The sequence below is a fragment of the Catellatospora paridis genome (assembly GCF_009720365.1).
Classification (GTDB): domain Bacteria; phylum Actinomycetota; class Actinomycetes; order Mycobacteriales; family Micromonosporaceae; genus Catellatospora; species Catellatospora paridis.
In genome coordinates, this window is sequence record NZ_ML769322.1 from 234,058 (window position 1) to 259,767 (window position 25,710).

17 protein-coding genes and 1 pseudogene are annotated in these 25,710 nt (G+C 71.5%); 10 read left to right on the forward strand and 8 right to left on the reverse strand.

The window, feature by feature from the left end; all coding sequences use genetic code 11:
• Positions 1-148: 148 nt before the first annotated feature.
• Positions 149-2,359: pseudogene (hypF, locus tag F9C41_RS25995) on the forward strand (carbamoyltransferase HypF); the annotation flags it as partial.
• Here hypF and F9C41_RS26000 read toward each other — a convergent pair.
• Positions 2,312-3,328 carry a helix-turn-helix domain-containing protein gene (locus tag F9C41_RS26000; RefSeq protein ID WP_230690020.1) on the reverse strand — a complete coding sequence of 339 codons (1,017 nt, stop codon included), beginning with the start codon at positions 3,326-3,328 and terminating at the stop codon, positions 2,312-2,314. The pseudogene hypF and the gene F9C41_RS26000 overlap by 48 nt on opposite strands.
• 166 nt (positions 3,329-3,494) lie before the next feature.
• Here F9C41_RS26000 and F9C41_RS26005 point away from each other — a divergent pair, with 166 nt between their 5' ends.
• Positions 3,495-4,505 (forward strand): aldo/keto reductase, encoded by a 1,011-nt coding sequence (locus tag F9C41_RS26005; RefSeq protein WP_155389451.1) that lies wholly within the window; start codon positions 3,495-3,497, stop codon positions 4,503-4,505.
• 12 nt (positions 4,506-4,517) lie between these two features.
• Here F9C41_RS26005 and F9C41_RS26010 read toward each other — a convergent pair whose 3' ends face one another.
• A complete protein-coding gene (locus tag F9C41_RS26010) occupies positions 4,518-5,267 on the reverse strand; it encodes a TetR/AcrR family transcriptional regulator (protein ID WP_155389452.1) in 750 nt (249 codons plus the stop codon).
• Positions 5,268-5,365: 98 nt separating this feature from the next.
• Between F9C41_RS26010 and F9C41_RS26015 the strand changes: the two genes are divergently transcribed.
• The 3 genes from F9C41_RS26015 to F9C41_RS26025 all read left to right on the forward strand — a co-directional run bounded on the left by F9C41_RS26015 (position 5,366) and on the right by F9C41_RS26025 (position 9,247).
• Positions 5,366-7,636 carry an ATP-binding cassette domain-containing protein gene (locus F9C41_RS26015; RefSeq protein WP_155389453.1) on the forward strand — a complete coding sequence of 757 codons (2,271 nt, stop codon included), beginning with the start codon at positions 5,366-5,368 and terminating at the stop codon, positions 7,634-7,636.
• A 119-nt stretch (positions 7,637-7,755) separates the two neighbouring features.
• Positions 7,756-8,343 carry a winged helix-turn-helix domain-containing protein gene (locus F9C41_RS26020; protein ID WP_155389454.1) on the forward strand — a complete coding sequence of 196 codons (588 nt, stop codon included), beginning with the start codon at positions 7,756-7,758 and terminating at the stop codon, positions 8,341-8,343.
• Positions 8,327-9,247 (forward strand): MBL fold metallo-hydrolase, encoded by a 921-nt coding sequence (locus F9C41_RS26025; RefSeq protein ID WP_155389455.1) that lies wholly within the window; start codon positions 8,327-8,329, stop codon positions 9,245-9,247. Before F9C41_RS26020 ends, F9C41_RS26025 begins: the two co-directional genes overlap by 17 nt.
• A 38-nt stretch (positions 9,248-9,285) precedes the next feature.
• Here F9C41_RS26025 and F9C41_RS26030 read toward each other — a convergent pair whose 3' ends face one another.
• The 4 genes from F9C41_RS26030 to F9C41_RS26045 form a co-directional block, all read right to left on the reverse strand.
• Complete coding sequence (locus F9C41_RS26030) at positions 9,286-11,757, reverse strand: AAA family ATPase (RefSeq protein ID WP_230690021.1); 2,472 nt, start codon at positions 11,755-11,757, stop codon at positions 9,286-9,288.
• Positions 11,754-12,440 (reverse strand): hypothetical protein, encoded by a 687-nt coding sequence (locus tag F9C41_RS26035; RefSeq protein WP_230690022.1) that lies wholly within the window; start codon positions 12,438-12,440, stop codon positions 11,754-11,756. Before F9C41_RS26035 ends, F9C41_RS26030 begins: the two co-directional genes overlap by 4 nt.
• Positions 12,441-12,701: 261 nt before the next feature.
• Complete coding sequence (metH, locus tag F9C41_RS26040; RefSeq protein WP_230690023.1) at positions 12,702-16,316, reverse strand: methionine synthase; 3,615 nt, start codon at positions 16,314-16,316, stop codon at positions 12,702-12,704.
• Between the two features lie 345 nt (positions 16,317-16,661).
• Complete coding sequence (locus F9C41_RS26045) at positions 16,662-17,516, reverse strand: NmrA family NAD(P)-binding protein (protein WP_155389456.1); 855 nt, start codon at positions 17,514-17,516, stop codon at positions 16,662-16,664.
• Positions 17,517-17,661: 145 nt separating this feature from the next.
• Between F9C41_RS26045 and F9C41_RS26050 the strand changes: the two genes are divergently transcribed.
• From F9C41_RS26050 to F9C41_RS26070, 5 genes are all read left to right on the forward strand, one after another.
• A complete protein-coding gene (locus tag F9C41_RS26050; protein ID WP_196279950.1) occupies positions 17,662-18,318 on the forward strand; it encodes a TetR/AcrR family transcriptional regulator in 657 nt (218 codons plus the stop codon).
• Positions 18,319-18,626: 308 nt separating this feature from the next.
• A complete protein-coding gene (locus tag F9C41_RS41500; RefSeq protein WP_230690024.1) occupies positions 18,627-20,108 on the forward strand; it encodes a hypothetical protein in 1,482 nt (493 codons plus the stop codon).
• A 115-nt stretch (positions 20,109-20,223) separates the two neighbouring features.
• Positions 20,224-20,760, forward strand: a complete 537-nt coding sequence (locus F9C41_RS26060) for a hypothetical protein (RefSeq protein WP_155389458.1) — start codon at positions 20,224-20,226, stop codon at positions 20,758-20,760.
• Between the two features lie 116 nt (positions 20,761-20,876).
• Entirely contained in the window at positions 20,877-21,320 is a 444-nt protein-coding gene (locus F9C41_RS26065; RefSeq protein WP_155389459.1) for a MarR family transcriptional regulator, read from the forward strand.
• Between the two features lie 78 nt (positions 21,321-21,398).
• Entirely contained in the window at positions 21,399-23,201 is a 1,803-nt protein-coding gene (locus F9C41_RS26070) for an MFS transporter (protein WP_155389460.1), read from the forward strand.
• A gap of 66 nt (positions 23,202-23,267) precedes the next feature.
• Here the strand turns inward: F9C41_RS26070 and F9C41_RS26075 are convergent, their stop codons facing one another.
• Both F9C41_RS26075 and F9C41_RS26080 read right to left on the reverse strand, forming a co-directional pair.
• On the reverse strand, positions 23,268-24,629 hold the full coding sequence (locus F9C41_RS26075; RefSeq protein WP_155389495.1) for a GH1 family beta-glucosidase: 1,362 nt from the start codon (positions 24,627-24,629) through the stop codon (positions 23,268-23,270).
• 32 nt (positions 24,630-24,661) lie between these two features.
• Positions 24,662-25,483 (reverse strand): carbohydrate ABC transporter permease, encoded by an 822-nt coding sequence (locus tag F9C41_RS26080; protein ID WP_155389496.1) that lies wholly within the window; start codon positions 25,481-25,483, stop codon positions 24,662-24,664.
• Positions 25,484-25,710 lie beyond the last annotated feature (227 nt).

Here is a 25,710-nt window from a genome sequence, read left to right on the forward strand (position 1 = left end):
ATTCTCGCATCGGGCCGCATGGACCACATTCTCCGTTGCGGGCCGGCGGCCGGAAGAAGTACCGCAGTCGGTCATCGGCGAAGCCGGGTCGGGCGGGTCCGCCGGTTTTCCGGGTGCCGGGCCGCAGAATCATGTCATGGCATACGGGATGATTTCCGCCGAAACCTCCCATGAGCGGCTGGCAGTGCGGGTCGCCGGGATCGTCCAGGGTGTGGGGTTCCGGCCGTTCGTCTACACCCTCGCGCAGCGGCTGCACCTGCACGGACACGTCGGCAACGACACCGAGGGCGTGTTCATCGAGGCGGAGGGGCCGCGGACGGCGCTGGACGCGTTCCTCTGCGCGCTGGACCTGGAACGCCCGCCGCTGGCCGTGATCGACTCGATGACGGCCGCACCCCTGCCGGTCACCGGCTCACCGGGCTTCACGATCGTGCCCAGCGACGCGTCCGGCCCGCCCGCCACGCAGGTCACCCCCGACGCCGCGACCTGCGAGGCCTGCCTGGACGAGACCACCGGCGGGGGTGGCCGCCGGCAGGGGTACCCGTTCACGAACTGCACCCACTGCGGTCCCCGGTTCACCATCGTGCGCGACGTGCCCTACGACCGGCCGAACACGACCATGGCCGGGTTCGCCATGTGCGACGACTGCGCCAAGGAGTACGGCGACCCGGCCGACCGCCGCTTCCACGCCCAGCCGATCTGCTGCCCGGCGTGCGGACCCCGGCTCAGCCTGCTGAGCATGGACGGCAGCTCGCTGCTCACCGCGGGAGCCGACCCTGTCGCCGCGACGGCGCGGCTGCTGCGCGGCGGCGCGATCGTCGCGATCAAGGGACTGGGCGGCTTCCACCTGGCCGTCGATGCGACGCACCCCGAGGCGGCCGCCCGGCTGCGGGCTGCCAAGCAGCGCGAGGACAAGCCGTTCGCGCTGATGGTGGCCGACCTCGTCGAAGCGGCGGCGATCGCCGAGGTGGAACCCGCCGCGGCGCGGCTGCTGCGCCACCCGGCCCGGCCGATCGTGCTGCTGCCCCGCCGCACCCGCCATCCGGCGCACCGGATCACCGAGGCGGTCGCGCCGGGCTGCCACGAGCTGGGCGTGCTGCTGCCGTACACGCCGCTGCACCACCTGCTGCTCGCCACGATCGTCCGACCGCTGGTGATGACCAGCGGTAACGTCTCCGACGAGCCGATCGCCTACCGCGACGACGACGCGCTGGCCCGGCTGACCGGCATCGCCGACGTGACGCTGACCCATGACCGTCCCATCCACCTGCGCACCGACGACTCGGTGGCGCGGGTGGTGCGCGGGTCGCCGATGCTGCTGCGCCGGTCGCGCGGGTACGTGCCGCGGCCGGTGCGGCTGCCGCTCAAGCTGCGCCGGCCGGTGCTCGGCTGCGGGGCCGCGCTGAAGAACACGTTCTGCCTGGCGCGGGGCGAGTTCGCGACGCTGTCGCACCATATCGGCGACCTGGCGAACGCGGCCACGTTCCGCTCGTACACCGAGGGGGTCTCGCACCTGGAGCGGCTGCTGGGGATCACGCCCGAGCTGCTCGCGCACGACCTGCACCCGGACTACCCGTCGACGGCGTACGCGCACGAGCGGGACGGGGTGGAGCTGGTCGGGGTGCAGCACCACCACGCGCACATCGCGTCCTGCCTGGTCGAGCACGGGGAGCAGGAGGCGGTGATCGGGGTCGCGTTCGACGGGCTGGGCTACGGCGACGACGGCACGCTGTGGGGCGGCGAGATCCTGGTGGCGGATCTGGCGGCGTACACCCGGGCGGGTCATCTGGCCGCGGTGCCGATGCCCGGCGGCGCGGCGGCGGTGCGCGAACCCTGGCGGATGGCGCTGTCCTACCTGGACGCCCTCGGCGGCGAGCTGCCCGACCCGCCGGTGGCACAGCGGCACGCGGCGGCGTGGAAGCCGGTGCGCGACGCGGCACGGGCAGGGGTCAACGCACCGCTGACCTCCAGCGCGGGACGGCTGTTCGACGCGGTGGCGGCGCTGCTGGACCTGCGCGACGAGGTCACCTACGAGGGCCAGGCCGCCGTCGAGCTGGAGCAGGTGGCGCGGCGCGGCGCGGTCACGGGCTACTCGGCGGAGATCACCGAGGACGCGGTGCTGACGCTCAGCGGGGCCGACCTGGTTCAGGCGGTGCTGGCGGACCGGCTGGACGGGGTGGCGGTACCGGAGATCGCGGCCCGGTTCCACGCCGGTGTCGCCGACCTGATCGTGAACGCCTGCCTGCTGGTACGCGAGCGGCACGGCCTGCACACCGTGGCGCTGTCGGGCGGGGTCTTCCAGAACACGCTGCTACTGGGCAGGACCCTGGACGGGCTGGCCCTGTCGGGGTTCCGGGTGCTGACACACCGGCAGGTGCCGTGCAACGACGGCGGCATCAGCCTGGGCCAGGTCGCCGTGGCCGGAGCCCGCGACCGTCGCTGAACTCGACGAGCCTTCGGGCGCTTCAGCGCAGGCCGGGTCCGCCTCGGCCGCGGTCCGCTCGGCCAGCAGGCGCAGCGCCCGCTCGGCCGGGGAGCCGGGTGCGGCGATGCTGACCCCCAGCGTCAGGTCGGGGTCCGCGGTGGGGGTGAAAGCCTCGTACGACAGCGTCAGTTCGCCGACCAGGGGATGGCGGAACCGCTTCGTGCCGTCGCCGCAGCGGAGCACGTCATGGTTAGCCCACCAGCGACGGAAGTCCCGGTCCCGCGCGGACAGGTCGCCGACCAGTGCGGCCAGCTCGGGATCGTGCGGGTGGCGCCCGGCGTAGAGGTGCAGGGCGGCGACCGTGTCGCGGGCGGCGGTCGACCAGTCGGCGTAAAGCTCGCGCACCGCCTCGTCGAGGAAGATGTAGCGGGCCATGTTGCGTTCGCCCGGCGGCCGGGCGTCGAAGTCGGTCAACAGGGCGCGGGCCAGGCGGTTGGTCGCCAGGACGTCCAGGCGGCGGCCGACGATCAGGGCGGGGGTGCCGGCGAACGAGTCCAGCACCCGCAGCATCGCCGGGCGCAGCTGCTGCGGCCGCAGCACCGCCCGCCGGGCCGGCTTGGCCACGGCGAACAGGTGGTCGCGCTCGACGGCGTCGAGGCGCAGCGCCCGGGCGACCGCGTCCAGCACCGAGGCGGACACGTTGTCGCCCCGCCCGCGCTCCAGCCGCACGTAGTAGTCCACGCTCACCCCGGCGAGCTGGGCGACCTCCTCGCGCCGCAGCCCCGGCACTCGGCGTATCCCCGGCTTGTCGGGCAGGCCCGCCTCCCCCGGGGTGAGCCGGGCCCGACGGGTGCGCAGGAATTCGCGCAGGTCGCGGCTGCCCGCGAGGGTTCGGTCGGCCATGCCCCCACAGTAGGCCGGGAAGCCGGGAGCGTCACCGTCCGTGAGGGGTTCTGCCAGACCCTGGGTGGAGCCAGGCCTGTCGTAGGTGCTGTCGGCGGGCTTTGCCCGTGCTTGTCTGGTCGTAGGTCACCGAACGTGACCGATCGCCAAGCGAACGGAATCATCGATGAAGCGCAGGATCCTCGGCGGCACGGGCATGTCGGTCAGCGAGCTCACGCTCGGGACCATGATGCTCGGCGCCATGGGCAACACGGACCACGACGAAGCGGTCAGAATGATCCATACGGCGCTCGATGCCGGGATCAACTTCGTCGACACCGCCGACGTGTACTCACAGGGCGAGTCGGAGGAGATCGTCGGCAAGGCGCTGCGGGGGCGGCGCGACGAGGTGGTGCTGACCACGAAGTTCTCCCTGCCCATGGGCGACGACCCCAACCAGCGCGGCGGGTCCCGGCGCTGGATCGTCCGCGCCGTCGAGGACAGCCTGCGCCGGCTGGACACCGACCACCTCGACCTCTACCAGATGCACCGGACCGACCCGGACACCGACGTCGACGAGACGCTGTCCGCGCTGTCGGATCTGGTCCGCTCGGGCAAGGTGCGGGCGATCGGCTCGTCGCTGTTCCCGCCGGACCAGATCGTCGAGGCGCAGTGGGCGGCCGAGCGGCGCGGGCACGAGCGGTTCCGCACCGAGCAGCCGCCGTACTCGATCCTGCTGCGCGGGATCGAGGCCAGGATGCTGCCGACCGCGCAGAAGTACGGCATGGGCGTGCTGACCTTCGGGCCGCTGCACTCCGGCTGGCTGTCCGGGCGGCCGGTCAGCGCCGACTCGCACCGCAGGCAGGCGCAGCGGCACGTGTTCGACCTGGCGGAGCCGCGCAACCAGGACAAGGCGGCGGCGGTCGAGCGGCTGACCGAGCTGGCAGCCGCGGCGGGCCTGCCTCTGACCCATCTGGCGACCGCGTTCGTCCGCGCCCATCCGGCGGTGACCTCGGTCATCATCGGTCCGCGTACGCCGCAGCAGCTGGACGACCTGCTCGCGGCCGCCGACGTCGAGCTGACCCAGGACGTGCTCGACCGCATCGACGAGATCGTGCCGCCGGGCCTGGACGTCAACCCGGGCGACATCTACTACACGCACCCGTCGCTGGCCGACAAGCGGCTGCGCCGCCGCTGACCCGGTCGGCCGTCAGCGCGGGGCGTCGATGAGACGCTGGACGCCGTCGAGGATGACGTCCAGGCCGAAGGCGAAGGCGTGGGCGGGGTCGGCGGAGGCCTGGTAGACCTGGCTGCTAGCCTCGCCGACGCGACCGGCGACCGGGAAGTCGTGCCCGGTCATGACGCGTTCCAGGACGGGGGCGGTGGCGCGCCACCACTCCGTCTCGGTCAGCCCGGAGTCCCGCTGCGCGCGGGCCAGGCCGGCGTGGCTGCGGGCGACGCCCTCGACGTGGGTGAGCACCAGGGTGAGCACCGAGTCCATCTGCAGGTCGGTCAGGCCGATGCCGTCGAGCACCCGCAGCTCGGCCTCGTACTTGAGCACGGCGTGGGGGCCGAGCGTGGGACGGCCGCCGGTGGCGTCGAGCAGCCAGGGGTGGCGCAGGCTGAGGTCCCAGTTGCGCTCGGCGACATACCGCAGGCCCTCGCGCCAGCCGCCGTGGCCGGCCGGATCGTCGACGCCGGTGTAGAGCTCGCCGATGACCGTGTCGACCATGAGGTCGTTGAGTTCTGTCTTGCCGGGCACGTGGGTGTAGAGCGACATGGTGCCCACGCCGATCTTGTCGGCGACCCGGCGCATGGTGGCCGCGTCCAGGCCCTCTGCGTCGGCCAGCTCGATCGCGGCGTCGACGATCGCGCGGATCGTCAGGCCGGAGCGGCCGGGCCGGGTGTGCGAGCCCCACAGCAGCGCGAGGCTGCGACCTGGGTCACTCTTGGCGCTCACGGGAACACTCCACCTCGTCTTATCCGTTGGCGTACACCGTACGGTACAGGCTACGCTGGCGAGCCGCCCCCAACGACCCGATCCCCGGAGGTCCGCCCGTGACGACTGCTGACTACGGCTTCATCCAGGTACGCGGAGCCCGCGAGAACAACCTCAAGGACATCAGTCTCGACATCCCGAAGCGTAAGATCACACTCTTCACGGGCGTGTCCGGTTCGGGCAAGTCCTCGCTCGTCTTCGACACCATCGCCGCGGAGTCGCAGCGCCTGATCAACGAGACGTACACGGCCTTCCTGCAGTCGCTGCTGCCCGGCTACGGCCAGCCGGACGTCGACTCGCTGGAGAACCTGTCCGCCGCGATCATCGTCGACCAGAAGCGCCTGGGCGGGAACTCCCGGTCCACGGTCGGCACGGTCACCGACGCGTACTCCATGCTCCGGCTGATCTTCGCCCGGCTCGGCTCCCCCGCCGTCGCCAACCCAGGCGTGCTGTCGTTCAACGACCCCAACGGCATGTGCCCGGACTGCGAGGGCCTCGGCGACGTCGCCGCCATCGACGAGGATGCGATCGTCGACCGCGACAAGTCGCTCAACGAGGGCGCGATCCGCCTGTCCGGCTTCAACGTGGACAGCTGGTTCTGGGCGATCATCACCCAGTCCGGCTTCTTCGACAACGACAAGAAGCTGCGCGACTACACCCCCGACGAGTGGCACCAGCTCATGTACCTGCCCGAGGCGAAGGTCAAGCTGGCCACCCCCGCGGGCAGCATGAACTCCACGTACGAGGGCCTGGTGCCCAAGTTCAAACGGCTCTACCTGACCAAGCAGACCGAGACCACCGCCGCGCACATCCGCGCCGCGATCGACCGGATCGCCACCCGCTCCGCCTGCACCGCGTGCGGCGGCGCCCGGCTCAACGCCGCCGCCCTGGCCTGCCGGATCGACGGCCGCAACATCGCCGAGTGCGCCGCGATGGAGGTCGCCGACCTCGCCACGTTCATCCGCGGCGTCGACGCGCCCACCCTGGCCCCGATGCTGAACTCGCTGGCCGCCAGGCTCGACAACCTCACCCACATCGGGCTCGGCTACCTCAGCCTCAACCGGCCCAGCGCCACGTTGTCCGGCGGCGAGTCGCAGCGGGTGAAGATGGTCCGCCACCTCGGCTCCAGCCTCACCGACATGACGTACGTCTTCGACGAGCCCAGCGTCGGGCTGCACCCGCACGACGTGCACCGCCTCAACGAGCTGCTGGTACGCCTGCGCGACAAGGGCAACACCGTGCTCGTCGTCGAGCACCGGCCCTCGGTCATCGCCATCGCCGACCACGTCGTCGACATGGGCCCGCGCGCCGGCCGCGACGGCGGCCAGGTCGTCTACTCCGGCGACCTGGCCGGGCTGGCCGCCTCCGGCACGCTCACCGGCGAGCACCTCAGCCGCCACCAGGCGCTGAAGCCGCAGGTGCGGCACGCCACCGGCGAGCTGGTCATCAAGGACGCGGCGCTGCACAACCTCAAGGGCGTCACCGCGGCCATCCCGCAGGGCGTGCTGACCGTGGTCACCGGCGTGGCCGGCTCCGGCAAGAGCTCGCTCATCCAGGGCTGCCTGCCCCGGCACCACCCCGACGCGATCTTCATCGACCAGCGGCCGATCCGCGGCTCGAAGCGCTCCACCCCGGCCACCTACACCGGCGTGCTCGACCCGATCCGCAAGGCGTTCGCCAAGGCCAACGGCGTCAACGCGGCCCTGTTCAGCGCCAACTCCAAGGGCGCCTGCCCGCAGTGCCAGGGCATCGGCCTGCTCTACACCGACCTGGCCTTCATGGACCCGGTGGTGAGCACCTGCGAGGCCTGCGACGGCCGGCGCTTCCTGCCCGAGGTCCTCGAACACACCCTGCGCGGGCAGAACATCAGCGACATCCTGCGCATGCAGATCACCGAGGCGGCGACCTTCTTCACCGAGAAGGCGATCAAGCCGATGGTCACCGCCCTGGTCGACGTCGGCCTGGGCTACCTGACCCTGGGCCAGTCCCTGGACACCCTTTCCGGCGGCGAGCGCCAGCGCCTCAAACTCGCCACCGAGCTGGGCAACTCGTCGCGCATCTACGTGCTCGACGAGCCCACCACCGGCCTGCACATGAACGACGTCGACAACCTCATCGGCCTGCTGGACCGGCTCGTCGACGGCGGCAGCACGGTGATCGTCATCGAGCACAACCTCGACGTCATCTCCCGCGCCGACTGGATCATCGACATGGGCCCCGGCGCGGGCCACGACGGCGGCCGGGTGGTCTTCGCCGGCACCCCGCACGACCTGCTGGCCGACCAACGCTCACTGACCGCGGTGCACCTGCGCGCGCACCTCGGCCACTGACGAACGCCTGGTGGAGGGGCGGGTTTCACCCCAGGACCCCCTCCACCAGGACCCGCGGAGACAGCCAAACAACCAAAGAAGTGTTTGACATACTCCATTGCCAAAGTATCCTTTGACATATGGACGTCAGCGACCCCACGGCGATCCGCGCCCTGGCCCACCCGCTCCGGCTGGACCTGCTCGAACTGCTCACCGCGAGCGGCCCCGCCACCGCCGCGCACTGCGGCCGCATCCTCGGCGTGCCGCAGGCGAACTGCTCATTCCACCTGCGACAGCTCGCCAGGTACGGCTTCGTCGAGGACGCCGGCCCCGGACGCGACCAGCGGGAACGGCGCTGGCGGGTGCCCGAGGGACCGTCCCGGCTGCGCATCCCCGCCAACGCCGACAAGGTCGTGCGCCGCGAACTCGAACGCGTGGTCGTCGAGCGGGAGACCCGGGCGATCCTCGCGCACGTCGACCGCAAGGCCCGCGACGGCGAAACCGGCGCCGACCGGCCGACCCAGCGCCTGACCAACGCGATCGTCGCGCTGACCGCCGCGGAGGCCGACGAGTTGTGGCGGCAGTGGCAGGCGCTGCTGGAGCCGCACATCACGCGGACCGCCGCCCGCGGACTCACCGAAGGACAGCACTACCTGCGGCTCTTCGCCGCAACGACCCCCATGACCGGCATCGACCCCGAGGAGAACGACCATGGCGCCGACGGCTGACCCCCCGATCGCCGGATCCCTGGACGTGGTGTGGAACTCCGGCACGTCCCGCGACGAGCCCGCGATCCAGGTGCACGCGTACGCCGAAAACACGATCATCCTGCGGCAGAGCAAGGCGACCAGTTTCGAGGCGCCGTTCCTGTATCTGCTTTTCGGCCAGGACCGGGCTCTGCTGCTCGACACCGGCGCCACCGCCGACCCGGCCGCGTTCCCGTTGCGCGCCACCGTCGACTGGCTCATCGAGCAGTGGCTCGCCGCCCGTCCGCGCGACGGCTACGAACTCGTCGTCGCACACAGCCACGGGCACGGCGACCATGTGGCCGCCGACGGGCAGTTCGCCGACCGCCCGGCGACCACGGTGATCGCCCGCGAAGCCGACGCGGTGCGCTCGTTCTTCGGGCTCACCGACGGCTGGCCGGAGCAAACCGCCGCCTTTGACCTCGGCGGCCGGGCGCTGGAGATCATCCCGTCGCCGGGCCACCATCCCGCCGCGATCACCGTCTACGACCCGTCGACGGGGATCCTGCTCACCGGCGACACCGTCCTGCCGGGACGGCTGCTGGTGTTCGACGCCGCCGCATTCCGGTCCACGATGGACCGGCTGGTCGCCTTCGCGGCACGACGCCCGGTCACCCACGTGCTCGGCTGCCACGTCGAGATGACCCGCCGGCCCGGGCGCGACTTCCCGATCGGCGCCACCCGCCAGCCGGACGAGCGCGGCCTGGCCATGACATCGCGGCAACTGACCGCCGTCCGCGACGCGGCCGCCGCGATGACCGGCCGCCGCGGCGTGCGCCGGTTCGACGACTTCATCCTCTACCACGAACCGCGCCCGTGGGACCTCCGCCGGCTGCTCGCCCGCGGCCGCATGCACCAGGCCTGGACCAGGGCATTCCACCGCTGAGTCGGCCGCGCCGAGCCGCCGGACAGCAGCGGCGCGCGCTACTGCGGGGCGGGCTCGGACGGGGGCGGGGCCGGCTCGGACGCGGGATCGCCGAACGGCTCCGCCACCGCGACTGCCACGGGAACGGGCTCCGCCGGGACGGGAGCCGCGGGCAGGGCCATGGTCAGCCGGCTGTGGCCGAGGTGGGCCGCCGCCGCGGCTTCGTGGTATCTGTCCAGCTCGGCGAGGAACTCCTCGGAGCGGTAGAGGGTGCCGTCGACGACCGGGCCTGACCGGCCTTCGAGGACCGCGACGACGTCGTCGCCGGTCAGCGTCTTGTGCGTCTCCAGCGCATGGGCCAGGGCCAGCACGTCGCGGCGGTGCTGGGCGAGCAGTTCCGCCGTGCGGGTGAGCAGGTCGCCGAGCATGTCCTCGATCCGGTCGGCCAGCGCGTGGCGCACCTCGGCCTCGGTGTCCTGACCCTTCTTGCGGCGGCCGCCCTGACCGCCGCCGGGCGCGCCGACCTCCAGGCGCTTGGCGGTCGAGTACGACGACACGGTGCCGCCCATGCCCCAGAAGCCCTCCATGAAGGACGCGACCGTGGTGGCCGACTCCAGGTCGCCGGAGACACCGGACGAGCTGTCCCCGCCGAAGAACATCCGTTCCCCCGCCAGCGAGGCCAGCGACACGCAGATGTCGGCCTCGTACTCGGTGCGCCACCGGGTGAACTGGTCCTCCGGCGGGATGCTGGCCACCATGCCGAGGTAGTCGCTGCCCTTCTCGATGGTCGCGATGTCGATCTCCATGTGGTGCCGGGTGCGGTACGCGATGACGGCGTGGCAGGCCTCGTGCACCGCGACGGCGTGCCGCTCCCGCTCGATGTACTCGACGTCCTCCGGCGGCCCGAGTTCCTTGAGCTGCTTGGCCCGCATCACGTCGCGCCACGCGATGACCTCGCGGCCGTCCCGGATCGCGGTGATCAGCGCCTCGTTGATCAGGTCTTTGATGGTGGCTCCGGTGGCGTACGGCGTGATCGTCGCCAGCTTGTCGATCTCGGCGGGAGTCAGCTCGTGGCGCACCTTGCCCAGGTAACCCTCGTAGGTGCGGACCCGGCCCGCCTTGCTCGGGTAGCCGACCTTGTAGATCCGGTCGATGCGGCCCGGTCGCAGCAGCGCCTCGTCGAGCGCCTCCGGCAGGTTGGTCGCCATCATCACCAGGATGCGGTAGCGCGGCGGCGGCTTCGGGCGCATGCCCAGCGCGCGGCGCACGAACCGGTTGACGAAGCCGCGCGGCTTCTTCAGCCCGGACAGCTCGGTGAGCAGGGCCTGCAGGGTGCCCATACCCCCGCCGTTGTTCATGCCCCCGCCCATCACGAACCGGTTGCGCCGCACGGGCGCCGGGGCCTCCTCGGCGGCGTGCTCGGTCGCCGAATGCCTGGCCAGCCGCCACTGCGTGTCCGGCGACAGGTAGCCGAAGCCGTGGCAGCCGGGACCGGTGGTGAACACCGGGGTCATGCCCCGTGGGAAGCCGGGGCCGCCCTGGGCGAGCTGGCCGCGACTGCCGAGCGAGTCCGCCTCGTCGAAGAACACGATCACGCCGCCGTAGCGCAGCGCCAGCTTGCGCAGCTTGCGGAACAGCGACTTCACCTTGAGGATGCCGACACCCATGAACATGTTGGTGAACGCGCCGGGGTCGACGAACACGTACGGCTTGCCGGTCTCCCCGGCCACCGCCTCGGCCATCAGCGTCTTGCCGGTGCCCGGCGGGCCCCACAGCAGCAGGCCGGAGGGCACGTAGCCGCCCTTGGCCTCGATCGCGTCGGGCCGCTCCAGGAAGACGATGTTCTCCCGTACCCGGGCCAGCACGTGGTCCTGTCCCCACACGTCGGTGAACCTGGTCTTGATGTCGTCGGGGTAGTAGACCTCGACGCCGCCCCGGGACAGGAACCAGAAGATCGCCACGAACTGCATCACGACGACGAACAGCAGGAACACCATCTGCAGCACGAACGGCATGAGCGCCCACAGGATCGCCGGGGCCTGGAACAGCGCCAGCACCGGCGAGGTGTCCAGCACGGCGCCCGCCACGAAGGCGAACACCACGATCCAGAACACCCACTTGAGGATCCGGGCGAGCCGGAACCTGGTCCAGTCGGACAGCCGCCGGCGGGAGAAACGCTCGAAGCCGCCGAACACCCGGTGGCTCCAGAACCGGTGGTATCCGGCCCAGTGCTCGCTGACCAGGAAATGCAGCTGCCGCAGCAGTTCCAGCCCGGCCAGGATCAGCAGCCAGCGCGACTCCACCAGGTGGATGCGTGCCGCCTCCACGAACGGCATGCCGCCCGGGAAGTCGGCCATCTCCGCCCACACCAGCACCAGCCAGGCGACGGCGAACAGGAACAGGAACTTGATCCGGTCCCAGAACGGCAGCTTCTTGCGCTTGGGCCGCTCATCCACCCGCGCGGGCTCACCGGGGGGACGCAGGCCCTCGACCGGCTCGGCTGACACATCGCTCATGGCCCGCTCGCTCATGCCACACTCCTCACCGTGAAGGACTGCACGACCACGCCGAGTTCGGCCGCCCGCTCGCGGTAGCACGAGGCCGAGCAGCGCAGGATGAACTGGTACAGCCGCGCACCGGCGTCGTCGACGTAGACGGTCTGGTCGAACGTCTGCAGCGAGCCCCCGCCGGGGCTGTAGTTGAAGACCGAGCGCACCCCGCGGACCGTGCCGTCGCTCGGCAGGATCTCGTCGGAGACCAGTTCGAAGCCCTGGAACACGGGGTTGGCCGCATTGTCCTCGCGGGCCGAGTCGGTGACCGGCAGCAGCAGGTCCCGGGCCCCGTTCAGCGACACCGCGTTGATCTCGCCCTCGGACAGCCGGCGCACCATGGCGTACACGAACGGCTCGTCACCGGTGCCGAGGAACAGGTGCAGCGGCTGCGCGGCGGCGGACGCGTCGTAGCCCACCGACCAGACGCGCTCCCGCCTGGCCGCCGCGGCCATCGACGCGGGGTCCTCCCCGGACAGCATCCAGTCCATCGCCTCGTGCTCGATGCGCTGCCAGCCGTGCGGGACCTTGAAGTAGACGCCGTCGTCGGCGTTCTTGACGTAGTCGAACTCCGGCGCCCCGCACCCGCCCAGCACGAGCGCCGCCGTCGTGAGGAGGGCGACCAGCGCCGCCCGTGTTCCCGCTGCCTGCCGCCTGTCCTTCATGACGCGCCCCCACCGCTGTCGGGCTGTCCTGATCGGTCACTGCTCCGCGTGCGGGCGACGACACCTACGGTGGTGTCACCGACCAACGCGGTGGCTGTCGGTGCTCCTGTAAGGAGTATGGCGGCGACACATCCGGGTTCAGAATGGCTGCACAGTCGGCAATGTCGACCGCACTACCGATAGCGCGATCGACATACATGCCTGATTATGCTCGTGGCGCGGCGAGTCCTTACCTCCGTCGCCCGGCCCGCTGCCTTGCGGTCAGCCCAGGTTGGGGCGGAGCCAGCGTTCGACGTCGGCGAGGTCGGCGCCGCGGCGGGTGGCGTAGTCCTCGAGCTGGTCGCGGCCGATGCGGCCGACGGTGAAGTAGCGCGAGTCCGGGTGCGCCAGCAGCAGGCCGCTGACGGCGGCGGCCGGGGTCATCGCGAACGACTCGGTCAGTCCCATGCCGATCTTCTCGGCGCCGAGCAGGTCGAACAGCTCCCGCTTGAGGGTGTGGTCGGGCGTGGCCGGGTAGCCGAACGCGGGGCGGATGCCGCGGAAGCGCTCGGCGTGCAGGTCCTCGATCGCCGGGTCGGCGTCGGGCTCGAACCAGTCGCGCCGCGCCTGCAGGTGCAGGTGCTCGGCGAACGCCTCGGCGAGCCGGTCGGCGAGCGCCTTGACCATGATGGCCTTGTAGTCGTCGTGCTCGGCCTCGTAGTGCGCGGCCAGCTCGTCCGCGCCGTGGATGGCCACGGCGAACCCGCCGACGTGGTCCCCGGCCGGGGCGAGATAGTCCGACAGGCAGCGGTTGGGCCGCCCGGCGGGCTTGACGGTCTGCTGGCGCAGCATCGGCATCCGGCACTCGCCCTCGATGACGATGTCGTCGCCTTCGGCGTGCGCGGGCCAGAACCCGTACACCCCGTGGGCCTGCAGCGAGCCGTCCGCGATGATCTGGTCGAGCATGGTGTTCGCGTCGTCGAACAGCTCGCGCGCCTGCGGCCGCTCCAGGATCGCCGGGTACTTGCCCTTGAGCTCCCAGGCCAGGAAAAGGAACTGCCAGTCGATCATCTTGCGCAGCTCGGCCAGGTCCGGCGTGACCTCGCGCAGGCCGGTGAACGCGGGCACGGGCAGGTCGGTGAAGTCGGGCCGCTCGGCGTTGGCCCGCGCCTGCTCCAGGGTCAGCAGCGGCTGGCGGGTCTTGTTGGCGTGCTCGTCGCGCAGCCGCGCCTGCTCGGTGCGGTTGTTCTCGGCCAGCTGCTCTGCCCGCGCGGGGTCGAGCAGCTGCGACACGACGCCGACGACGCGGGAGGCGTCGAGCACGTGCACGGTCGCCGACTCGTACGCCGGGGCGATGCGCACCGCCGTGTGCTGACGGGACGTGGTGGCCCCGCCGATCAGCAGCGGCAGCTTCAGGCCGCGGCGCTGCATCTCCTGCGCGACCGAGACCATCTCGTCCAGCGACGGGGTGATCAGCCCGGACAGGCCGATCACGTCCGCGCCCTCGGCGAGCGCGGTGTCGAGGATCTTCGCCGCGGGCACCATCACGCCGAGGTCGATGACCTCGTAGTTGTTGCAGCCCAGCACGACGCCGACGATGTTCTTGCCGATGTCGTGCACGTCGCCCTTGACCGTGGCGAGCACGACCTTGCCCTGCCCGCGCGTGGACGCGGCCCTGCCCTCGCGGCGGGCCTGCTCCTTCTCGGCCTCCATGTACGGCTCCAGGTAGGCCACCGCGCGCTTCATCACCCGGGCGCTCTTGACCACCTGCGGCAGGAACATCTTGCCCGCGCCGAACAGGTCGCCGACGACCTTCATGCCGTCCATCAGCGGACCCTCGATGACCTCGAGCGGCCGCGCGGTCAGCTGCCGGGCCTCCTCGGTGTCCTCCTCGATGAAGTCCACGATGCCGTGCACCAGCGCGTGCGACAGCCGCTGCGCCACCGGGGCCTCGCGCCACGACAGGTCGGCGACCCGCTTGGTCCCCTCGCCGCTGACCGTGCCCGCGTACGTCACGAGGCGGTCGGTGGCGTCGGGACGGCGGTCGAACAGCACGTCCTCGACGAGTTCGCGCAGCTCGGTGGGGATGTCCTCGTACACGGCGAGCTGACCGGCGTTGACGATGCCCATGTCGAGCCCGGCCCGCACCGCGTGCAGCAGGAAGGCCGAGTGCATGGCCTCGCGCACGATGTCGTTGCCGCGGAACGAGAACGAGAGGTTGGAGATGCCGCCGCTGGTGCGCGCCCCCGGGCAGCGCGCCTTGATCAGCGGCAGCGCGTCGATGAACGCCTTGGCGTAGCCGTTGTGCTCGGCGATGCCGGTGGCCACGGCCAGCACGTTCGGGTCGAACACGATGTCCTCGGCGGCGAACCCGGCCTGCTGGGTGAGCAGGTCGTACGCCCGCCCGCAGATGCCGACCTTGCGCTCGACGGTGTCGGCCTGGCCCTGCTCGTCGAAGGCCATCACCACCACGCCCGCGCCGTAGCCCTGGATGCGGCGGGCCTGGTCGAGGAAGACCTCCTCGCCCTCCTTGAGGCTGATCGAGTTGACCACGCCCTTGCCCTGCACGCACTTGAGGCCGGCTTCGAGCACGCTCCACTTGGAGCTGTCCACCATGATCGGGATGCGGGCCACCTCGGGCTCGGTCGCGATCAGGTTGAGGAACGTGGTCATCGCCAGCTCGCTGTCGAGCAGGTCGGCGTCCATGTTCACGTCGAGCAGGTTGGCCCCGCCGCGCACCTGGTCCAGCGCCACGGCGACCGCGCCCTGGTGGTCGTCGGCCTCGATGAGGCGGCGGAACTTCGCCGAGCCGGTCACGTTGGTGCGCTCGCCGATCATGACGAAGCCGGTGTCGGGGCCGATCGCGAACGGCTCGAGGCCGCTGAACCGGGTGGCCTTCGGCACCTGCGGCACCTCGCGCGGCGGCAGCCCCTTGACCGCCGCGGCGACCTGCGCGATGTGCTCGGGCGTGGTGCCGCAGCAGCCGCCCGCGATGTTGACCAGGCCCGACGAAGCGAACTCGCCCAGCAGCGCGCCGGTCTCCTCCGGCGTCTGGTCGTAGCCGCCGAACGCGTTGGGCAGCCCGGCGTTGGGGTGGCTGGCGGTGTAGACCCCGGCGAGCCGGGACAGCTCCTCCACGTGCGGGCGCATCTCGGTCGCGCCCAGCGAGCAGTTCACGCCGACGACCAGCGGCTCGGCGCGTTCGATGGAGCGCCAGAACGCCTCGACGGTCTGCCCGGACAGGGTGCGCCCCGACAGGTCGACGATGGTCACCGAGATCCACAGCGGCAGCTCGGGCGCGACCGCGCGGGCCGCGGCGATGGCGGCCTTGGCGTTGAGGGTGTCGAAGATGGTCTCGACGAGCAGGATGTCGACACCGCCCTCGGCGAGCGCCGCGATCTGCTCGGCATACGTGTCGAAGACCTGGTCGAAGGAGACCGTGCGGTAGGACGGGTCATCGACGCGCGGGGACAGCGACAGGGTGACGTTGAGCGGGCCGACCGAGCCGGCGACGAAGCGCCCGCTGAACTCGTCGGCCGCCTGCCGGGCCAGCTGCGCGCCGCGCAGGTTCATCTCCCGCGCGTACGGCTGCAGGCCGTAGTCAGCCTGGGCGATGCCGGTCGCGGTGAACGTGTTCGTGGAGGTGATGTCCGCGCCCGCGGCCAGGTAGCGGCGGTGCACGTCGAGCACCAGGTCGGGCCGGGTCAGGTTGAGCACGTCCGGGTTGCCGGTGACGTCGTGCGAGTGGTCGCCGAAGCGGTCGCCGCGGTAGTCCTCGGGGCTCAGCCTGGCGTTCTGCAGCATGGTGCCCCACGCGCCGTCGAGCACCACGATCCGCTGGTCGAGCAGCGTACGCAGTTCCTGCACGCGGGTGGCGGGGGAAGAAGACCGGCTCAACGCGAACACCTCCGAAAGAACTCTCGGAGGCGCCCTTGCAACGGTGTGTCCAGCCGAGCGTGGCGGGCTGTGCCCGTTGCAGCGCCTCTCGACCTGAACACGAAGTTTACCGTCAGACCCGCCCCCGCTCGCGACCACGGCACCCGCTCGTCCCGCAGATCGGGACAGGTCGCCCGGCTCCGCCTCGATCATCCGACTTGCCCGGCAGCTGTGCGTACCTTGAGGCACCTTTCGCCCATCTGCCAGGCAAGTCCGATGATCGTGGGCGCCGTCCCGCGGTGCGGACGCCTCCGCGGGGAACAACGCTCCCGCGGTGCGCCCGCTTCCCGCGGGGCCGGGCGGGGGTCAGGCCAGGGGGCGCAGGGCGTCGACGAGCGGGGTGGTGGGGCGGCCCGCCAGGCGCGACAGGTCGCCGGTGGTCAGGGCGAGCGCGCCGTCGCGGATGTCGCCGTCGACGGCGACCAGGAAGCCCGCCGTGCCCGCGTCCAGGCCCGCCTCGGTGAGCAGCTTCAGGTGCTCCTCCGGCGTGACGCGCCGGTAGACGACGTCGCGGCCGAGCACGGTCGCGAACACCGCGGCCAGCTCGTCGAAGTCCCAGGCGTGGTCGCCGGACAGCTCGTACACCGCGCCTTCGTGGCCGTCGCCGGCCAGCGCGGCGGCGGTGGCGGCGGCGTAGTCGGCGCGGGTGGCGCTGGCGACCCGGCCGTCACCGGCGCTGGACAGCACCACCCCGGCAGCGCGGGCCTGGACGAGCGCGGGGGCGTAGTTCTCGGTGTACCAGCCGTTGCGCAGCAGGGTGAACGGGATGCCGGAGGCGCGGATCGCCTGCTCGGTGGCGACGTGGTCAGGTGCGACCGGCAGCGCGGACTCGGCCGCGTCCAGCACGCTGGTGTAGGCCAGGCGGGCCACCCCGGCGACCTGCGCGGCCGCGATGACGGCCTGGTGCTGGGCGACCCGGCGGCCGACCTCGCTGCCGGAGACCAGCAACAGGGTGTCCCCCTCGGTCAGCGCCGCGGCCAGGCTGGCCGGGTCGTCGTAGTCGAAGCGGACGACCCGTACGCCGCGTGCGGCGAGTTCGGCGAGCCTGCTCTCGTCGCGTGCCCCGGCCACGATCTGCTGCGGCGGGACGCCCCGGTCCAGCAGCGCGGCGACGACGAGCCGCCCCAGTTGCCCGGTGGCCCCGCTGATCACTATCGACATGACTTCTTTCTCCCACACGTCCGGGCGGTCCGGGGCACGGTCGCCCAGGCCGCGAAGGCTCTCCACAAAACGGGGAGGAGTCCCCGGTTCGCTGCCGACCGTAGCACAACCGGGGAGGTCCCCCCACTTCGCTATGCTGGACGGCATGGCCACCACCGCGCTGCGCGCCGATGCCGAGCGCAACCGCCGCCGCCTGATCGACGCGGCGCTGGTCGTGTTCAGCGAGCGCGGGCTGGACGCGCCGCTGGACGAGATCGCCCGCCGCGCCGCGCTCGGCAACGCCACGCTCTACCGACACTTCCCCGCCCGGCGCGACCTGATCGCAGCGGTGTACGCGGAGACGCTCGCCGAGATCGTCACGGCCGCCGAGCGCGCGGTCGCCCACCCGGACGCCTGGACCGGGTTCCACGACCACCTCGTCTACCTGTGCGGGGTGCAGTCGCGGTGCCGGGCGACGTCCGACCTGCTCACCGCGGCGGTGTCCGGGGTGCCGGGGCTCGACGCGCTGCACGAGCGGGCGTACCACGGGCTGCAGCGGCTCATCGAGCGCGCGCAGGCGGCCGGCGAGCTGCGCGCGGACTTCCGGCACGAGGACGTGGCGCTGATCCTGATGGCGAACGCCGGGCTGATCGAGCGCACCGCCGACACCGCGCCGACGGCGTGGCGGCGGCAGCTCGCGTACACCCTCGACGGCCTGCGCACGACCGGCCACACCCCCGCCCCGCCGAGCCCCGGCGTGGACCGGGTGATGGACGCGATGCGCGAGCGCGGCCGCCGCTTCGCGGGCGAACCCGCGAACTGACTTCACTCTCCGTATCCACACAGGGTGCCCGGAGCCATCGACCGCGCTCGAAATGATTTCGGCACATTCCGAAAGCATTGCGGTCGCAGGTGATACGGCATAACCGAAATTGCCTGTATGCATGCCATTGACATCGATCAGACCCTCTGCCTGAATGGACCGAAAGCGTTTTAGATCGTCTTCGGTCGATCACTCGGTGGCAGCTCACCGCCTGCCGCGCACAACACGCACGGTGACGGTTTCACCGTGCCCGCTCCCCGTTTCCCGCCGATGCGCGTATCCCGGCGCGCTCGCCGAAAGGACGGCACATGCCCCTCTCCCTCCCCCGCCGCCGATGGCCGGTCATCGTGGTGACCCTGCTGGCCCTCAGCACCGGCGCACCCGCCTCGGCCGTGCCGGCCGGCGCCCAGGACGGCGCCGCCCCGACCGTCCAGGCCGGCCCCGGCCTGGTCTACTCCGGACTGTCCGCCGAGCGCACCGGCGCGTGCGCCGGCATGTTCCGCGTCATCGGCCTCAGCTCGACGATGTGCACGCACGGCCCCGACCCGGCCCCCGCCGGGCTGTCCGTCACCCGTTCCGTTGCGCCCCTGCCCGCGCGGACCGCCACCGCGGCGGCTCCGCTCGCGCTGCCGGTGTGCGAGGGCGACGGCACCTCCGGCCGCCGCGTCGAGGTGCTGTACGTACGCGGCAGCACCAGCCGCTACAGCCAGTACCTGGAGACGTTCCGGCAGCTCGCCGAGCAGGTCGACGTCATCTTCAACGAGAGCGCCAAGGCCACCGGCGGCGAGCGGCACGTCCGGTACGTCACCGAGACCGTCGGCGGCGCGTGCCGCCCGGTCGTGCGCGACGTGCAGATCCCGGACGCGGCGCTCAACGCCAACGACTGGGCGCCGCTGCTCAACGCGGTCAAGGCCGCCGGTTACGCCCGCACCGACCGCAAGTACCTGCAGTTCGTCGACGCCAACATCTACTGCGGCATCGGCGGCTTCGCCGGGGACACCCGCAAATCCGACGCCAACCGGTCCAACACCGGGCCGGAGTACGCCCGCGCCGACAACGGCTGCTGGACGGCCGGGGTCGCCGCACACGAGCTCGGGCACACGCTCGGCGCGGTGAACAACAACGCCCCCAACGCCTCCGGCGCCGCGCACTGCGTCGACGAGTACGACGTCATGTGCTACAAGGACGGCCCCAACGTGGTGCTGCGCTACTCGTGCCCCAGCCAGGCTCTGGACCAGCGGCTGGACTGCAACCACGACGACTACTACCACACCGACCCGCCCGCGGGCAGCTACCTGGCGACCTACTACAACGTCGCCGACAACCTGTTCCTGATCAAGGGCGGCCCCACCAACCCGCCACCGGTCACCAACCTCGCGCTCAGCGCGACGGCGAGCGCGTCCTACACCTCGGCCTGGGAGAGCGTCCTGGCGATCAACGACGGCATCGACCCGCCGTCCTCGAACGACACCGTCAACCGCCGCTGGGGCACCTGGCCCAACACCGGCCAGCAGTGGGCCCAGCTGACCTGGTCGGCCGCGCAGTCGGTCCGGGTCGCCGACGTCTACTTCTTCGACGACAACGGCGGCGTACGCCTGCCCGCCTCGTGGAGCCTGCAGTACTGGAACGGCACCGCGTACGTCGCCGTGCCCGGCGCGAGCGGCTTCCCCTTGGCGGCCAACCAGTACAACCGCGTCACCTTCACCACGGTCAGCACCACCCGCCTACGCGCCGTCCTCAACAGCGGCGCAGGCTCCGTCGGCCTCCTCGAAGTCAAAGTCACCAGCTGAACAAAGGAAGGGCACCTTCCCCACCATATTGGTGCGGAGGGTGCTCCTCCTTACCACTCAGTGGTTCTGAGCAGGGAGGGTACGGGTAAAAGTGAGCTGGCGGCGCGGTGGTGCGGTGGTAATGGTCGCGGCCGGGCTCGTGTTCGGGGCTGCGACCCCGGCGGGCGCGCACCGGGGCGTGCTACCGACCCTGCACCACGACGGACGGGGCACGGTATGGCTCACGCTGGCCTGGGACGACGGTCATCCGGTGACCGAGCCCGGTCTGGCGATGCTGTCGGCCGGCAGTGACGCGGGCGCGAGCGTGCCGGTCACCGCGCTGCGACCACTGCCCCACGACCCGGCGACGCTGCCGCTGCCCGGCGCGCTCGCCGCGGGCGACTGGACCGTCACCGTGGACGTCGCCGCCCCGGGGGTCGGCTACTGCTCCGTCCGGGTGCACGTTGCGGCCGCCGGGATACCCCAGTCGATCCCCTGCGCCACACCGGCCGCGGCGGCCACGGCAGCCCCGGCTGTCCCTCCTGCTCGGGGGTTGCCCAGCTGGCTGATCGGCGCACTGGCGGCGGTGGCCGCCGCCGGCCTCGGTGCGCAGTGGTCCCACCGCCGAACGAAACGCCGCCCCGCGCTGCGCGCCGCACCGCGTCGCCAATAGACGTTGGCCTATCTGGATGACAATTTCGCGATCATCTTCATCTAGATAGGCCAACGTCTATGAGCGGGGGGAGCGGTGCATAAGTAACTTCTATAAGTTCGTGATATGTTGCCGGTGTGGCGACGACACCTCTCATTGCGGACACCGCCCAGCAAGACCTCGCGCTGACCGTGCAGCGGCTGTTCGGCGCGCTGCGGCGGCTCAGCCCGCCCGGCATCAGCCTCAGCGCCGCGGCCACCCTGGCCACCCTGGAGCGCGAGGGGCCGCAGCGGCTCACCGAGCTCGCGGTGCGCGAGGGCGTCACCCAGCCCGCGATGACCCAGATCGTCACCCGGCTGGAACGCGACGCGCTGGCCGCCCGGACGGCCGACCCGGCCGACCGTCGGGTGGTCCTCGTGGAGATCACCCAGGCCGGGCGCGACCTGCTGCGCCACCGTCGCGACGTGCGCGCCGAACGCGTCGCCGCCCTGCTGGCCCAGCTCGACCCCGCCGACCGCGCCGCCGTCGAGGCGGCCCTGCCCGCCCTGGGCCGCCTGGCCGACCACGCCGCCACCGCCTGATCCGACCCTGCACCGCCGGGCCGGACTGCCACCGCCCGGCCCGCCGGCACCCTGCTCCGACAGCCGAAGGCACGCCTCATGACCAGCCAAGACCTGAACAGCCACGACGCCCGCTACAAGTGGGTCGCCCTGTCCAACACGACGCTCGGCATGCTGATCGCGACGATCAACTCGTCGATCGTGCTGATCTCGCTCCCGGCGATCTTCAACGGCGTGGGCCTCAACCCGCTGCAGCCCGGCAACGTCGGCTACCTGCTCTGGATGCTGATGGGCTACATGCTGGCCACCGCGGTGCTGGTGGTCACCCTCGGGCGGCTGGGCGACATCTACGGCCGGGTACGCATCTACAACCTCGGCTTCGCGATCTTCGCGGTGACCTCGGTGATCCTCGCCCTGGACCCGTTCACCGGCGGCGCGGGCGCGCTGTGGCTGATCGGCTGGCGGGTGGTGCAGGCCGTCGGCGGCGCGATGCTGATGGCCAACTCCGCCGCGATCATCACCGACGCGTTCCCGGCCCGCCAGCGCGGCACGGCGCTGGGCATCAACGTGGTGGCCGCCATCGCCGGCTCGTTCATCGGCCTGGTGCTGGGCGGCCTGCTGGCCGAGTGGAGCTGGCGCTCGATCTTCTGGGTCAACGTGCCCATCGCCGCGGTCGGCACCGTCTGGGCGTACCGGTCGCTGCGCGACAACGGCGAGCGCCGCCCCGGCCGCATCGACTGGTGGGGCAACGTCACCTTCGCCGCGGGCCTGACCATGCTGCTGGCCGCGATCACGTACGGCATCCAGCCCTACGGCGGCCATCCCATGGGCTGGACCAATCCGTGGATCATCGGCGGGCTGACCGGCGGCATCGTGCTGCTGGCCCTGTTCGGCCTCATCGAGACCCGGGTCGCCGAGCCGATGTTCCCGCTGCACCTGTTCCGGATCGCGGCGTTCACCGGCGGCAACATCGCCAGCCTGCTCGGCTCGATCGCCCGCGGCGGCCTGCAGTTCATGCTGATCATCTGGCTGCAGGGCATCTGGCTGCCGCTGCACGGCTACGACTACGCGGCGACGCCGCTGTGGGCGGGCATCTACCTGCTCCCGCTGACCGTCGGCTTCCTGGCCGCGGGGCCGCTGTCCGGTGCGCTGTCGGACCGTTTCGGGGCGAGGTGGTTCGCAGCGGGCGGGCTGGTGCTGATGTCGGCCTCGTTCGCCGCGCTGCTGCTGGTGCCGACCGACTTCCACTACGGCGTGTTCGCGGCGCTGGTGTTCCTCAACGGCTTCGGCGGCGGCCTGTTCTCCGCCCCGAACACCTCACTGATCATGTCGAGTGTGCCCGCGCACCTGCGCGGCGTCGCCTCCGGCATGCGCGCCACGTTCCAGAACGCCGGCATGGTGCTGTCCATCGGCGTCTTCTTCTCGCTGATGGTGGCCGGGCTGGCCCGCTCGCTGCCGACGGCGCTGGACGCCGGGCTCACCGCGCAGGGCGTGCCCGCCGGGGCGGCGCACGCCGTGTCGCAGCTGCCGCCGGTCGGCACCCTGTTCGCCGCGTTCCTGGGCTACAACCCGATCCAGGAGCTGCTCGGCCCGCAGGTGCTCGGCGAACTGCCCGCGGCGAACGCCGCCGCGCTGACCGACCGCCAGTTCTTCCCCGACCTGATCTCCGGCCCGTTCCACGACGGTTTGGTCATCGTGTTCTGGCTGGCCATCGTGATGGGCCTGCTCGGCGCCGCCGCCTCGCTGGCCGGGCCGCGCCGCCGGGGAGCCCGACGCCGAGGAGGTCCTCGACGAGATGTACGCCGCGCAGCCGCTGAACCCCGTGCCCGCCACGGAGCCCGTCCACCGCTGACCGGCCCGGACGTGACACGCCGGGGAGCCCCGCTCGGCTCCCCGGCGTGAGTCATGGCGTGGGATAACCCGGGCGCGCCGCCTTTCCACGTGCGACGCGCCCGGCCCCCACCGACATCAACCGAGCCCGTTGCGCCCGATGACGCCGGCAAACCAGCGGGCACTGTCCTTCGGAGTGCGCCGCTGGGTGTCGTAGTCGACATGCACGATGCCGAACCGTTTGCCGTAACCGTATGCCCACTCGTAATTGTCCAACAGCGACCATGCAAGATATCCACGCATGTCCGCTCCCTCGGACAGGGCCGCGTGCACGGCCCGCAGGTGCCCGTCGAGGTACCCGATGCGGTCGTGGTCGGCCACCCGGCCCCCGTCGAGCACGTCGTCGTACGCCGCGCCGTTCTCGGTGATCATCAGCGGGGTGCCCGGATAGTCCGTGGCCAGCCGCATCAGCAGCTCGTAGAGCGCGGTCGCGTCCACCGGCCAGCCCATCGCGGTGACCGGCAGGTCCTGCTGCACGTACTCGCAGCCCTCGCTGCCGGGGTTGGCGGGGCCGCAGTCGACGCCGACCCCGGCCCGCACCCGCGACGGCTGGTAGAAGTTCACCCCGAGCAGGTCGATCGGCGACGCGATGACGTCCTCGTCGCCGGCCAGGATCTGCTCGTCGACCCCGAACCGGGCGAACAGCGCCCGCATGTCCTGCGGGTAGCCGCCGCGCAGGGTCGGGTCCAGGAAGATCCGGTTGTGCAGGCCGTCGATGTGCCGCACCGCGGCGAGGTCGTGCGGATCGTCCGGGTCGACCGGGCGTACGCAGGCCAGGTTCAGCGTCAGCGACACCTCCCGGGCCCCGCCCGCCCGCAGCGCCTGCACCGACAGGCCGTGCCCGAGCAGCAGGTGGTGCACCGCCGACAACGCGGCCGCCGGGTCCTGCCGACCCGGGGCGTGATCCCCGCTGCCGTAGCCGAGGAACGCCGAGCACCACGGCTCGTTGAGCGTGGTCCAGGTGCGCACCCGGTCCCCCAGCCGGCCGATCGTCGCGGCGGCCAGGTCGGCGAGGTAGTACGCGGTGTCGCGGTTGGTCCAGCCGCCCCGGTCCTCCAGCACCTGCGGCAGGTCCCAGTGATACAGCGTGACCATCGGGTCGATGCCCTTGTCGAGCAGCTCGTCGACGAGCCGGTCGTAGAAGTCCAGGCCGCGGGCGTTGACCGGGCCGGAGCCGTCGGGCTTGATGCGCGGCCAGGCGACCGAGAACCGGTAGGTGCCCAGGCCGAGCTGCTTCATCAGCGCGACGTCGTCGCGGTAGCGGTGGTAGTGGTCGCAGGCGACGTCACCGGAGTGCCCGTGGAAGACCCGGCCCGGGGTGCGGGCATAGGTGTCCCAGATCGAGGGCGTCCGGCCGTCCTCGGTCGCGGCCCCCTCGATCTGGTACGAGGCGGTGGCCGCGCCCCAGCGGAACCCCTCGGGGAACCGGAGCCCGGACAACTCGTCCAGCCGCCGGTCGGGTGCTATGGCGGTCACGACTTCACCGCTCCCTGCATGATTCCTCCGATGATGTACTTGCCGAGCAGGGCGAACACGACCAGCAGCGGGATGGTGGCGATCGCGGTGCCGGTCAGCGACAGCGAGTAGTCCTGGATGTAGCCACTGGCCAGCGTGGACAGCGCGGTCTGCACCGTCGGGTCCTCCGGGGTGAGCACGACAAGCGGCCAGAAGAAGTCGTTCCAGGCCGTCATGAACGTCAGCATGCCCAGCACCGCCGCGGCCGGTTTCGACGCGGGCAGCACCACGTGCCAGAAGATCCGGAAGGTGTGGCAGCCGTCGACGCGCGCTGCCTCGATCAGCTCGCTGGGCACGGCTTCGCGCAGGAACTGGGTCATGAAGAACACGCCGAACGCGGTGACCAGGCCGGGTGCGACGACGGCGTACATGGTGCCGGTCCACTCGATCTTCGCCATCAGCAGATACAGCGGGATGATGCCCAGTTGCGTGGGCACCATCATCGTCGCGATGACCATGACCAGCATGGCGTTGCGGCCCTTGAAGCTCAGCTTCGCGAACGCGAACCCTGCCAGGGTCGAGAACAGCACGACGCTGATCGTGATCGAGATCGAGACGAGGAACGAGTTGGTCAGCGCCTTGGCGAAGTCGACGGTCCCGAAGGCGCGTTCCAGGTTCGCGAACAGGTTCGGGCCGAGCCCGAACGGCGGCGGGACCTGACCCAGGATGCCGTTGTCGTGCGACGCGACGACCAGCGACCAGTAGAGCGGGAAGCCGGAGAACAGCGCGAGAGCCGCCAGCGCGAGGTAGGCGAGCTTGCCGGGACGCCGGTCGGCCATGAACGACTTCCGACGCCGCCGCTGTACCTGTGGCTCGACCGCCACGGCGGCGGCTTTGCGTGCGGGCGTGGTGGTGGTGAGGGGTGTCGTCGCGGTCATGAGGACCTCCGCAGGCGGCTGGTCAGGAAGTAGTTGATCGCCGCGACGATCACGATGATGCCGAACATCGCCCACGCCGCAGTCGAGGCGTAACCGAAGTCGAACCTGCTGAACGCCACCTCATACAG